The sequence below is a fragment of the Pseudomonas sp. Sample_24 genome (assembly GCF_004307605.1).
Lineage (GTDB): Bacteria > Pseudomonadota > Gammaproteobacteria > Pseudomonadales > Pseudomonadaceae > Aquipseudomonas.
The window spans coordinates 1-12,314 of the sequence record NZ_RCNW01000252.1 but is presented as its reverse complement, the minus strand read 5'-3'; the positions used below and the strand labels follow the sequence as shown (position 1 = coordinate 12,314).

Here is a 12,314-nt window from a genome sequence, read left to right as displayed (position 1 = left end):
ACGAACGGCGACCATGCGATCCACCAGGCCCAATAGAACACGGTCCAGCCGCCCAGCCAGTCGCTGGGTTTATCATAGGCGTAAAGGTCAAAACTCTTCATCGGCAAGGCGCCGAGATAATCACCGACGTTCTGGATCAGCGTATTGAGCAGATGCTGCGTGGGCCCTGCGAACAATACGAACAGCAGCAGCGCGCAGGCCAGCAACATGTTGATGTCGGACATCACCCGCACGCCTTTGTCGACGCCAGACACGGCGACGATGATCGCTGCGCCCATCATCAGCGTGATCAGCCCGACCTGAATCCACTGGGTATGGGCGATGCCGAACAGATAGTCCAGGCCGGAATTGAGGTGCAGCACGCCGAAGCCCATATCAGCACCGAGACCGAAGACCGTGGCGATGATGCCAAAGCCATCCACTGCATAACCGATAGGGCCGTTGATGCGTTTGCCGATCAGCGGATACAACGCCGAACGCAGCGCCAGGGGCAGGTTATGCCGATAGGCGAAATAGGCGAGCGCCATGCCGACAAAGGCAAACACACCCCAACCGTGCAGGCCCCAATGCAGAAACAGAATCTGCATGGCCTGGCGCGCCGCGTCCGCGGTGCCCGCCTCGCCTTGGGGCGGCTGGAGCATATGGGTCAACGGTTCGGACACGCAGAAGAAGAACAGCGTGATGCTGATCCCGGCGGCGAACAGCATGCCGGCCCAGGACAGGTAACTGAATTCGGGCTCGTCGTGGTCGGCACCGAGTTTGATCTTGCCGTAGCCCGATAACGCGGTGACGACCACGAAGACCAGATACAGGGTCATCGCCAACATGTAGTACCAGCCGACCGTATTGGCCGCCCAGTTTTGCGCAGCCAGCAACCAGGCACCGGCCTGTTCGGGCATGGCAATGACCACGACGCCGAACAACAGAATGAAGCTCGCCGCAAAGTAAAACACCGGCGGATTCATGCGGACCAGGCCGCTTGACGGAACGGACGATGCACTCATGAACGGTGCACCTCGAAGGGGGAAATCGTGGCTGTAGAAATCGGACTCAGCAAAGGCAAGCCTCCTGTTGTGAGCGGGCAGCGAACCACCGGTTTAACTTGAATGAACGTTCAAGTTAAACATGAATAGGCTGCTAAGGACTAATCGCAGGGCTGGGCGGTCGCGTAATTACGCTAGCTCAATGAGGGGTAGAAGGCGATCGTTCCCACGCTCTGCGTGGGAATGCAGCCCGTGACGTTCTGCGTCATTGCGGTGCCAGGCTTGAGATCGAGGCGCGAATCGGAACGCGGAGCGTCCCTGGAGGCATTCCCACGCGGAGCGTGGGAACGATCAATGGGGGGTAGGAGGCGATCGTTTTTGATCGTTCCTACGCTCTGCGTGGGAATGCAGCCCGTGACGCTCCGCGTCACTGCGGTGCCAGGCTTGAGATGGAGGCGTGAACCGGAACGCGGAGCGTCCCTGGAGGCGTTCCCACGCGGAGCGTGGGAACGATCATTGTGGCGCTTACTTTTGCGCTCCATCATCCAACTGCAAATTCGCTTGAGTCAGATTGCTACCCGCCGGCACGCTGCGGGTCAGCCAGACGTTGCCGCCAATGGTCGAGCCCTTGCCGATGGTGATCCGCCCGAGGATTGTCGCCCCGGCGTAAATCACCACGTCATCCTCGACGATCGGATGCCGCGCCTGGCCCTTCTGCAATTGACCGTCTTCATCCGCGGGAAAACGCTTGGCACCCAGCGTCACAGCCTGATAAATCCGCACGCGCTCGCCGATGATCGCGGTCTCGCCGATCACCACGCCGGTCCCGTGGTCGATGAAGAAACTGCGGCCGATCTGCGCGCCCGGGTGAATGTCGATACCGGTTGCCGAATGAGCGATTTCTGCGCTGATCCGCGCCAGTAACGGCAGGCCGGCGCGATATAAATGATGGGCCAGACGATGGTGAATCATCGCCAGAATCCCCGGGTAGCACAGCAGCACTTCATCGACACTGCGCGCCGCCGGATCACCGTGATAGGCCGCCAACACGTCGGTGTCCAGCAGGCTGCGCAGCCCGGGCAGTGCCAGGGCGAAATCCTGAATGATCTGAATGGTTTTGCCTTCGACTTCAGCCTCGGCCTGGGCGCTGTGGCGCGCCGCATACCGCAGTTCGAGCCGTGCCTGCGCCAGCAACGCATTCAGCGCGACATCGAGGGTGTGGCCGACGTAGAAGTCTTCACTCTCTTCGCGCAAATCCACTGGCCCCAGACGCATCGGGAACAGCGCACCGCACAGGGCCTCGAGAATCTCCGCCATGGCCGCCCGGGACGGCAGCTCGCGCCCGCCCTGCTCGCCGCTGACGCGGCCGTTTTGTGCACGCCACTGATCACGGGCCGTGCGCAGTTGGCTGACGATGGTCTGCAATTGCCAATGGCTGGAACGCTCACTCACGGTAAAAACTCCTCACGGAGCGGCCGGACAGTCTGGCCGCGTCAACGGCGATTACTTTACGGCAAGGGCCTTGGGCCAAATTAAGAACCAATTGTGCTGTATCAAGCACCATCGGCTATAAGCGATTGACGGTTGCCCGGGGAAATTGGCGTGCCTATAGTCCTGACATCATTCACCGCCAGTACGGACCCATGATCAAACAACAGCTTGCCCGCTTTAACCGCCTCGACCTGCTCGGCCAGCCCACCGCCCTGGAAAAACTCGAACGCCTGTCGATGTGGCTGGGCCGCGATGTATACGTCAAACGCGATGACCTGACACCACTGGCAATGGGCGGCAACAAGCTGCGCAAACTCGAATACCTCGCCGCCGATGCCTTGGCCCAGGGCGCGGATACCTTGATCACCGCGGGCGCGCTGCAATCGAACCACGTACGCCAGACGGCTGCCATTGCCGCCAAGCTGGGCCTTGGCTGCGTAGCGTTGCTGGAAAACCCGCTTGGCACCGATGACGTCAATTACGTCGGCAACGGCAATCGGTTGTTGCTTGATCTGTTCCATACCAAAGTCGAGCGGGTGGAGAATCTCGATAATGCCGATGAGCAATTGCAGGCATTGGCCGCCCGCCTGCGCAACAACGGCAAAAAACCGTATCTGGTGCCCATCGGTGGCTCCAATGCATTGGGCGCGTTGGGTTACGTGCGCGCAGGCCTGGAACTGGCCGAGCAGATCAAGGACACCGGCCTGGACTTCGCCGCCGTCGTCCTGGCTTCCGGTAGCGCCGGAACCCATAGCGGTCTGGCGCTGGCGTTGAACGAAGCGTTGCCGCAGTTGCCAGTGATCGGCGTGACGGTTTCTCGCAGCGATGAAGATCAACGCCCGAAGGTTCAGGGTCTGGCCGAGCGCACTGCCGAGCTGCTGGGCATGTCGTTGCCGGCGAACTTCAAGGTCGAATTGTGGGACGAGTATTTCGCGCCGCGCTACGGTGAGCCGAATGCCGGGACGTTGGCGGCGGTAAAATTGCTGGCCAGTCAGGAAGGCCTGCTGCTTGACCCGGTCTACACTGGCAAAGCCATGGCCGGACTGCTGGATGGCATCGGACGTCAGCGTTTCGATGAGGGGCCGATCATCTTCCTGCACACCGGTGGGGCGCCGGCGTTGTTTGCCTATACAAGCTTTTTGCAGGACTAGAGATGGCTGATCGTTCCCACGCTCTGCGTGGGAACGCAGCCCGTGACGCTCCGCGTCACTGGACGCGGAGCCTCCCATGAGGCATTCCCACGGAGCGTGGGAACGATCACCCATTGCCGACCAATTATTCTATTAATGCATAACAAAAATAGAATTTATTATTTTCTAATCTAATAACGCCATCATATAGTCATGCCGCAGGCGAATTTGCTGCGAGACGCATAAGCTGCTTTAGGGCAGGATATCGCAGTCGTTCCAATCCCGAATTTGCCAACTTTCCTTAAGCGTCTTCCATAAGAAAACACAGGGGCTTGTCATGAATTTTTCCGCACTACGTCGAAATCTGCTGGTGGGTTCGCTGGGCCTGGCACTGAGCGCCGGCCTGATCGGCCAGGCGGTTGCCGGTGAGCAACTGCAACAAATCAAGGACAAAGGCGTAATCAACGTCGGCCTGGAAGGCACTTATCCACCGTTTAGCTTCGTCGACGAAAGCGGCAAGCTGTCGGGCTTCGAAGTCGAATTTTCTGAAGCGCTGGCCAAAGAGCTGGGCGTGAAGGTCAAGCTGCAACCGACCAAATGGGAAGGCATTCTGGCAGCCCTGGAATCCAAGCGTCTGGACGCCGTGATCAACCAGGTGACCATTACCGAAGAACGCAAGAAGAAGTATGACTTCTCCGAGCCGTACACCGTTTCCGGGATTCAGGCGCTGGTACTGACGAAAAAGGCAGCCGAGCTGAACATCAAGTCGGCTGCCGACCTGGGCGGCAAGAAAGTCGGCGTAGGCCTGGGCACCAACTACGAAGAGTGGGTAAAAGCCAACGTACCGACCGCTGACGTGCGCACCTACGAAGATGATCCAACCAAATTCCAGGACCTGCGCGTGGGCCGCATCGATGCCATCCTGATCGACCGTCTGGCCGCACTGGAATATGCCAAGAAGGCAAAAGACACCACTGCGGCAGGTGAAGCATTCTCCCGTCAGGAAGCCGGTATTGCCCTGCGCAAAGGCGAGCCTGAGCTGCTGGCTGCAGTGAACAAGGCTATCGACAAGCTGCGCGCCGACGGCACGTTGAAAAAGCTTTCGGAAAAATACTTCAACGCTGACGTCACTCAATAATGGAAGAAGCTTTTCAACTCGCACTCGATTCCCTGCCCTTCCTGCTCAAGGGCGCGTACTACACGGTCATCCTGAGCCTGGGCGGGATGTTCTTCGGTCTGGTGCTGGGCTTCGGCCTGGCACTGATGCGTCTGTCGCGCTTCAAGCTGGTGAGCTGGATCGCCCGTGTCTACGTATCGTTCTTTCGCGGCACGCCGTTGCTGGTGCAACTGTTCGTGATCTATTACGGCTTGCCGCAACTGGGCATGGAACTCGATCCACTGCCGGCGGCCCTGATCGGCTTTTCGCTGAACATGGCCGCCTACGCCTGTGAGATCCTGCGCGCCGCGATCAGCTCCATCGAGCGCGGTCAGTGGGAAGCTGCTGCCAGTATCGGCATGACCCGTGCGCAGACCCTGCGCCGGGCCATCCTGCCGCAGGCGATGCGCACCGCATTGCCGCCACTGGGCAACAGCTTCATTTCGCTGGTCAAGGACACCGCGCTGGCGGCCACCATTCAGGTGCCGGAGCTGTTCCGCCAGGCACAACTGATTACCGCCCGCACCTTCGAAGTGTTCACCATGTATCTTGCCGCCGCGCTGATCTACTGGATTCTGGCCACGGTGCTCTCGCACCTGCAGAACAAGTTGGAAGAGCGGGTCAATCGGCACGACCAGGAGTCCTGACCCAATGATTGTCGTGGAAAAACTGACAAAGCAGTTCAAGGGTCAAGTGGTGCTCAACGGCATCGACCTGCAAGTGAAGGAAGGCGAGGTCGTGGCGATCATCGGGCCTAGCGGCTCGGGCAAGACCACATTCCTGCGTTGCCTGAATTTTCTGGAAGAGCCCACCAGTGGCCGGATCAAGGTCGGCGATATCGAGATCGATACCGGCCGCCCGTTGAACCAGCAACAAAGTCTGGTGCGCAACCTGCGCCAGCACGTGGGCTTCGTGTTTCAGAATTTCAACCTGTTCCCCCATCGCACAGCCCTGGAAAACGTTATCGAAGGCCCGATCATCGTCAAGAAAATCCCGCATGCCGACGCCGTTGCCCTGGGCAAGAAACTGTTGGCCAAGGTGGGCCTGGCGGGTAAGGAAGACGCTTATCCGCGCCGCCTCTCGGGCGGCCAGCAACAACGCGTGGCGATTGCCCGCGCGCTGGCGATGGAACCGGAAGTGATCCTGTTCGATGAACCGACCTCGGCACTTGACCCGGAGTTGGTCGGTGAAGTGTTGGCGACGATCCGCGGCCTGGCCGAAGAGAATCGCACGATGGTCATCGTGACCCACGAAATGGCTTTCGCCCGTGACGTGGCCAATCGCGTGGTGTTTTTCGACAAGGGTGTGATCGTCGAACAAGGCGAATCCAAGGCACTATTCGCCAATCCGAAAGAAGAACGCACGAAGCAGTTCCTCAGTAAATTCCTTAATAACTCACACAACTAACACCTTGGCAACACTGCCAACTTCCACGGACGGAAGTTGCGCCCACCGCCCGCCTGCGCATAACAAAATCAAAAAACCATAGTTAATATTTTGTGCGCATGCGCAGTACATATATATATCCCGCAACAGACTTTCACTGCCAATTCCCCCGCATCCACCAATCACCCGCCGCACGCCCTCCCCGCGCATCCAAGCCCGACTCGCCCTGTATTTATAAGCATTTTCTACTCACCCATAGCGCTTCTTAACTTTAATGCGTAGGACTTTTCTGAATAAAATCATATTCCAAGCCTAACTAACAATCGCTATTGACACTGATTCACCCGCACTCTTATCTAGTCACCAAGACGCGTCACCCGTTATTTAAAACAAAATAAGCAATTGCCTTTTTACTCGCACTTGATGCATTTATTTTTCAGAAACGGACTTCGCTGCAACAACTTCAAGGAGACTCCATGAAAAACATTTCGAACCATCCCGAACTCGCAGCCCCAACCCTGGCGCAATCTCACAAAAGCGACATCAATATCGTATCGGCCTCGCACCTGCTGATCGATGTGCCGCCCTACCCTGCGATGGACGAAGGCGACCTCATCGAACTGTTCTGGGACAACTGCTACGTCGCCTCCAGGGTGGTCACGCCCGACGATGTAGGCCGTTCCGTCCACTTGCGCGTACCCGAGAGTTTCATTGCCAATGGCGCCTCGCGCATTCATTACCGGATCATGCAGATTGGCCGGGGGCCGGCGGTATCGGCTGTCGGACGCGTTCGAGTCAAGCTCGATTGTCCGGGTGGCGAACCTTCCAACCTGTGCGGCGACGAAAACCAACGGCTGGCCCCCGTGAGCATCCCTGAAACGATTCGCCGCCAGGGCGTGAATCCCAACCAGATCAAACGCGGCGTGCCGCTGACCATCGAGCCGTACCTGAACATGGCGGCGGACGACGAAATCACCCTGCGCTGGGGCGATGTGCGCATGGACTTGCCACGACTCAAGGCGAGCGACGTGGGCCAGCCGATCCAGGTATGGGTGCCGCCAGCGATCATTATCGAGGCGGGCGAGGATCTGCGGCTGGAGGTGACTTATTGCATTCTCGACCGGGTCGGCAACAACTCACGGTGGGCGCCGGCACGTTCGTTGAAAATTGGTTGCGCCGGTTCGTGGCTGAAAGTCGCGAAAAAGCAACGACCCGAGGCCGCACAAGCGCGCTGTTGCTACAGCAGCAAGTGTTGCCCTGCGCCCACCACCCCTTCTATATATATTCCTAAAAGTTAGTTCATAACTTTTTTATAAACGCTTAGGGTATATACACCGGACCACCGGACATTCTTGTTTTCTACGCCCCAGCGGCGTTTCCATGAGATGTGAGGTAGGTATGGTCCGGAACACAATCACCCCAGTGCAGATCGCCAGGGCATTGCGTGCAGCCAAGGAGCGGCACTGATGTCCAGTCTGGCAGATGCAATTGTCCAGAGTGATCTGGATATCGCCCCCCTGTTGTTGCCCGCGCAAGTGCTGCGCAACGACGCACAAGCCATCAAGGCCGCCCACGAACTGGCGCAGATAGCACGCCTGCACGCGGCCAAACGTGACCAGCAGCGCAAGTTGCCCTGGTCGGAAATCGAACAATTCACCCGCAGCGGGCTGGGCAGCATTGGTATCCCGCGGGAGTACGGTGGCCCGCAAGTTTCGCTCGTCACCCTGGCCGAGGTTTTCGCGATCATTTCTGCGGCGGACCCGGCCCTCGGACAGATTCCACAGAACCAGTTCGGCATCCTGAACCTGGTGTTGGGCAGCGCCACCGAAGCGCAGAAAAAACAGCTGTTCAAAAGCGTGCTCGAGGGCTGGCGCATCGGCAATGCCGGGCCGGAGCGAGGCAGCAAGAACACGCTGGACCTCAAGGCGCGCATCACCGCCGATGGCGATGGCTTTGTCCTCAATGGGCAAAAGTTTTACTCCACCGGCGCGCTGTTCGCGCACTGGGTTGCGGTCAAGGCCCTGAACGAGGATGGCAAGCAGGTACTGGCCTTCGTCCGTCGCGGCACACCGGGATTGCGCATCGTCGATGACTGGTCCGGTTTCGGCCAGCGCACCACCGCCAGCGGTACGGTTTTGCTCAACAACGTACGGGTCGACGCCGAACTGGTAGTGGACAACTGGAAGATCAACGACAAGCCCAATACTCAGGGCGCCGTCTCGCAATTGATCCAGGCAGCCATTGATGCCGGAATCGCCCGGGGTGCCATCGACGATGCCATCGAGTTCGTGAAAACCCGCTCCCGGCCATGGATCGATGCCAACGTCGACAGGGCCAGTGATGACCTCTATGTGATCGCCGACATCGGCAAACTGAAAATCGAGTTGCACGCTGCCGAAGCCCTGCTGCGCAAGGCCGGACACGTGCTTGATCAGGTCAACGCTGCGCCGCTCACCGCCGAGTCAGCCGCCCGCGCTTCGATTGCCGTGGCCGAAGCCAAGGTGCTGACCACCGAGATCTCACTGTTGGCCAGCGAAAAGCTTTTCGAACTGGCCGGCAGCCGCGCGACCCTCGCCGAATTCAACCTCGACCGCCACTGGCGCAACGCCCGCGTGCACACCCTGCACGACCCGGTGCGCTGGAAGTATCACGCAGTCGGTGCCTATCACCTGAACGGCACGTTGCCGGCTCGCCACTCCTGGATCTGACGACCAGACATCTGGAGAAACACATGACAAGTTCTCAGCACGTCGCGGTCCTGAACAGCGATGAGCAAGCCCTGATTGTCGCCAGCGACCTGGCCGACGATTTCAAGCGCGATAGCGCACTGCGTGACCGCGAGCGTCGACTGCCGCACCCGGAGCTGGAAGTGTTTTCCCGTTCCGGTCTGTGGGGCGTCAGCGTGCCCAAAGAGTATGGCGGCGCTGGCGTTTCCAATGTCACCCTGGCCAAGATCATCGCGCTGATTGCGCAGGCTGACGGCTCGCTCGGGCAAATTCCGCAGAACCATTTCTATGCCCTTGAAGTGTTGCGCGTAAACGGCAACGAAGAGCAGAAAAAACGCCTGTACGCCGAAGTGCTGGCCGGACAGCGTTTCGGCAATGCGCTCGCCGAGCTCGGCACCAAAACCGCTCACGACCGCATCACCCGCCTCACCCCTGATGTGCAGGGAGCGCGCAAGGGCTATCGCATAAACGGTCGCAAGTTCTACGCCACCGGTGCGATATACGCCCAACGCATCCCGACCTCGGTGATCGATGAAAACGGCGTGCAGCAATTGGCCTTCGTCCCAAGTAACAGCAAGGGCTTGACCGTCATCGACGACTGGAGCGGCTTCGGCCAGCGCACCACCGGTAGCGGCTCGGTAGTGTTCGAAGATGTCTTCGTCGCCGCCGAAGACGTCATCCCGTTTCAAAGCGCGTTCGAGCGCCCGACACCGGTCGGCCCGTTGGCGCAAATTCTCCATGCGGCCATCGACACCGGCATCGCCCGCGCCGCCTACGAAGATGCCCTGCACTTCGTGCGCACCAAGACCCGCCCGTGGATCGACGCGACGCATGAAAAAGCCACCGACGATCCACTGACCCTCAAGAGCTTCGGCCACTTGAGCATTCGTTTGCACGCCACCGAAGCGCTGCTGGAGCGCGCCGGTGAGTTCCTCGACAAGGCCCAGGCCGACACCAACGCCGAAACCGTCGCCGCTGCATCGATTGCCGTCGCCGAAGTTCGGGCCATCAGCAGCGAAGTTTCCCTGGCCGCCGGCAGCACCCTGTTCGAATTGGCCGGCAGCCAGGCAACCCTGATGGAACACGGTCTGGATCGCCACTGGCGCAACGCTCGGGTGCATACCCTGCACGACCCGGTTCGCTGGAAGTATCACGCGGTGGGCAATTACTACCTCAACGATGAAAACCCGCCACTGCGGGGGACCATCTGATGGCCAAGAAAAAGATCCTGCTCAATGCATTCAACATGAACTGCATCGGGCACATCAACCATGGTCTGTGGACACATCCACGGGACACCTCGACCCGGTACAAAACCATCGAATACTGGACCGAACTGGCACAGTTGCTCGAGCGCGGCTTGTTCGACGGCTTGTTCATCGCCGACATCGTCGGGGTCTACGACGTCTACCAGAATTCGGTGGACGTTCCACTCAAGGAGTCGATCCAGCTGCCGGTCAATGACCCGCTGCTGCTGGTCTCGGCCATGGCTGCCGTGACCAAAAACCTCGGCTTCGGCCTCACCGCCAACCTCACCTACGAGCCGCCGTATCTGTTCGCCCGACGCATGTCGACGCTGGATCATCTGAGCCGTGGCCGGGTGGGCTGGAACATCGTCACCGGTTACCTCGACAGCGCCGCCAAAGCCATGGGCCTTAGCGAACAGGTCGAGCACGACCGCCGTTACGACCAGGCCGACGAGTACCTGGAGGTGCTCTACAAACTCTGGGAAGGCAGCTGGGAAAACGCTGCGGTGCTGAACGATCCACGGCAACGCATCTATGCGCAACCGGACAAAGTGCACAAGGTCGAGCACAACGGCGAGTTCTATCAGGTCGAGGGATATCACCTGTGCGAACCCTCGCCACAACGCACGCCGGTGTTGTTCCAGGCCGGCAGTTCCGATCGTGGCCTGGTATTCGCCGGCCGGCACGCCGAGTGCGTGTTCATCAGCGGCCAGACCAAGGCGTCGACCAAGGTGCAAGTGGACAAAGTCCGCGCCAGCGCTGTCGACGCCGGGCGCAATCGCGAAGACATCAAGGTGTTCATGGGCCTGAATGTGATCGTCGGCGAAACCGAAGAACTGGCCTGGGCCAAGCACGCCGAATACCTGAGCTACGCCAGTGCCGAGGCCGGGGTGGCGCATTTCTCGGCCTCTACCGGGATCGATTTTTCCGAGTACGCCATTGACGAACCGATCCAGTACGTCAAAAGCAACGCGATCCAGTCAGCGACCAAAAACCTGCAGAACAATGACTGGACCCGACGCAAATTGCTGGAGCAACACGCTCTCGGCGGGCGCTACATCACCGTGGTCGGCTCGCCGCAGCAAGTGGCGGATGAGCTGGAATCGTGGATCGCCGAAACCGGCCTCGACGGCTTCAACCTGACGCGGATCGTCACGCCGGAAAGCTATGTGGACTTCATCGAACTGGTGATTCCCGAGTTGCAACGACGTGGCTCGTACAAGACCGCTTATGACGATGGCAGCCTGCGGGAAAAGCTGTTTCGCGAAGGGGCGCATTTGCCTGAGCAACATATCGGCTCTCACTACCGACACTAACCCGATCGTTCCCACGCTCCGCGTGGGAATGCAGCCAGTGACGCTCCGCGTCACAACCGCAGGGACGCGGAGCGTCCCGAGAGGCATTCCCACGCAGAGCGTGGGAACGATCGCACTGACTGGAAAAAACATCATGACCAAGAAGCTCTTCTCTCACCCAGTCAAAGCACTGGCCCTGGCCCTCGGCCTGTTCAGCTCTGCGGTTTTCGCCGCCGACGCTCCATTGAAAATCGGCACCACTGCCGCCTTCGCCATTCCTCTGGAAGCGGCGGTCGAAGAAGCCGGGAAGCAAGGCCTGAAAGTCGAGCTGGTGGAGTTCACCGACTGGATTGCACCCAACGTCAGCCTCGCTGCCGGCGACATCGACGTGAACTACTTCCAGCACATCCCGTTCCTGGAAAACGCCAAGGCTGCCTCCGGTTTTGACCTGGTGCCGTTCGCGCCGGGAATCATCAACAACGTCGGTCTCTACTCGAAAAAATACAAAAGCTTCGACGAACTGCCGCAAGGCGCCAGCGTCGCCATCGCCAACGATCCGATCAACAGCGGTCGTGGTTTACAGTTGCTGGCCAAGGCTAGCCTGATCACCCTCAAACCCGGTGTCGGCTACAAGGCCACCGAAGAAGACATCATCGCCAACCCGAAGCAAATCAAGATTCTCCAGGTTGAAGCCGTGCAACTGGTGCGTGCCTACGACGACGCCGATCTGGTCCAGGGTTACCCGGCCTACATTCGATTGTCGAAGACCTTCGATGCGGGCTCCGCGCTGCTGTTCGACGGCCTCGATCACAAGGAATACGTGATTCAATTCGTGATCCAGCCGAAGAGCAAAACCGACCCGCGCCTGATCAAGTTCGTCGACATCTATCAGCATTCGCC

General features: G+C 59.3%; 10 protein-coding genes and 1 pseudogene. 9 read left to right on the top strand and 2 right to left on the bottom strand.

Going from position 1 to position 12,314, the window contains the following annotated elements; translation table 11 throughout:
* Both betT and epsC read right to left on the bottom strand, forming a co-directional pair.
* A pseudogene (gene betT, locus D8V06_RS14150) lies at window positions 1–965 on the bottom strand (choline transporter BetT); the annotation flags it as partial.
* Between the two features lie 543 nt (window positions 966–1,508).
* Window positions 1,509–2,435, bottom strand: a complete 927-nt coding sequence (epsC, locus tag D8V06_RS14145; RefSeq protein WP_130931161.1) for a serine O-acetyltransferase EpsC — start codon at window positions 2,433–2,435, stop codon at window positions 1,509–1,511.
* A gap of 191 nt (window positions 2,436–2,626) precedes the next feature.
* Between epsC and D8V06_RS14140 the strand changes: the two genes are divergently transcribed.
* From D8V06_RS14140 to D8V06_RS14100, 9 genes are all read left to right on the top strand, one after another.
* Window positions 2,627–3,625 (top strand): D-cysteine desulfhydrase, encoded by a 999-nt coding sequence (locus D8V06_RS14140; RefSeq protein ID WP_130904502.1) that lies wholly within the window; start codon window positions 2,627–2,629, stop codon window positions 3,623–3,625.
* A 316-nt stretch (window positions 3,626–3,941) separates the two neighbouring features.
* Window positions 3,942–4,742, top strand: a complete 801-nt coding sequence (tcyJ, locus tag D8V06_RS14135; RefSeq protein ID WP_056852090.1) for a cystine ABC transporter substrate-binding protein — start codon at window positions 3,942–3,944, stop codon at window positions 4,740–4,742.
* Complete coding sequence (tcyL, locus tag D8V06_RS14130; protein WP_056852089.1) at window positions 4,742–5,407, top strand: cystine ABC transporter permease; 666 nt, start codon at window positions 4,742–4,744, stop codon at window positions 5,405–5,407. The genes tcyJ and tcyL overlap by 1 nt, the downstream gene beginning before the upstream one ends.
* A gap of 4 nt (window positions 5,408–5,411) precedes the next feature.
* Window positions 5,412–6,167 carry an L-cystine ABC transporter ATP-binding protein TcyN gene (gene tcyN, locus D8V06_RS14125; RefSeq protein ID WP_056852088.1) on the top strand — a complete coding sequence of 252 codons (756 nt, stop codon included), beginning with the start codon at window positions 5,412–5,414 and terminating at the stop codon, window positions 6,165–6,167.
* A gap of 455 nt (window positions 6,168–6,622) precedes the next feature.
* Window positions 6,623–7,444: a hypothetical protein gene (locus D8V06_RS14120; protein WP_236708388.1), complete on the top strand. Its 822-nt coding sequence runs from the start codon at window positions 6,623–6,625 to the stop codon at window positions 7,442–7,444.
* Between the two features lie 168 nt (window positions 7,445–7,612).
* Entirely contained in the window at window positions 7,613–8,854 is a 1,242-nt protein-coding gene (locus D8V06_RS14115) for an SfnB family sulfur acquisition oxidoreductase (RefSeq protein ID WP_130931160.1), read from the top strand.
* A gap of 23 nt (window positions 8,855–8,877) precedes the next feature.
* A complete protein-coding gene (locus D8V06_RS14110; RefSeq protein ID WP_130931159.1) occupies window positions 8,878–10,083 on the top strand; it encodes an SfnB family sulfur acquisition oxidoreductase in 1,206 nt (401 codons plus the stop codon).
* Entirely contained in the window at window positions 10,083–11,435 is a 1,353-nt protein-coding gene (locus D8V06_RS14105; RefSeq protein ID WP_130931158.1) for an LLM class flavin-dependent oxidoreductase, read from the top strand. Before D8V06_RS14110 ends, D8V06_RS14105 begins: the two co-directional genes overlap by 1 nt.
* 133 nt (window positions 11,436–11,568) lie before the next feature.
* The coding region (locus tag D8V06_RS14100) for a MetQ/NlpA family ABC transporter substrate-binding protein (RefSeq protein ID WP_130931157.1) at window positions 11,569–12,314 on the top strand (746 nt) is incomplete at its 3' end.

Bases quoted from the DNA above. Each gene is read 5' to 3' on its own strand.
- D8V06_RS14120 (WP_236708388.1), top strand. From the start codon at position 6,623: ATGAAAAACATTTCGAACCATCCCGAACTCGCAGCCCCAACCCTGGCG.
- D8V06_RS14115 (WP_130931160.1), top strand. From the start codon at position 7,613: ATGTCCAGTCTGGCAGATGCAATTGTCCAGAGTGATCTGGATATCGCC.
- tcyL (WP_056852089.1), top strand. From the start codon at position 4,742: ATGGAAGAAGCTTTTCAACTCGCACTCGATTCCCTGCCCTTCCTGCTC.
- tcyN (WP_056852088.1), top strand. From the start codon at position 5,412: ATGATTGTCGTGGAAAAACTGACAAAGCAGTTCAAGGGTCAAGTGGTG.
- D8V06_RS14105 (WP_130931158.1), top strand. From the start codon at position 10,083: ATGGCCAAGAAAAAGATCCTGCTCAATGCATTCAACATGAACTGCATC.
- D8V06_RS14140 (WP_130904502.1), top strand. From the start codon at position 2,627: ATGATCAAACAACAGCTTGCCCGCTTTAACCGCCTCGACCTGCTCGGC.
- D8V06_RS14110 (WP_130931159.1), top strand. From the start codon at position 8,878: ATGACAAGTTCTCAGCACGTCGCGGTCCTGAACAGCGATGAGCAAGCC.
- tcyJ (WP_056852090.1), top strand. From the start codon at position 3,942: ATGAATTTTTCCGCACTACGTCGAAATCTGCTGGTGGGTTCGCTGGGC.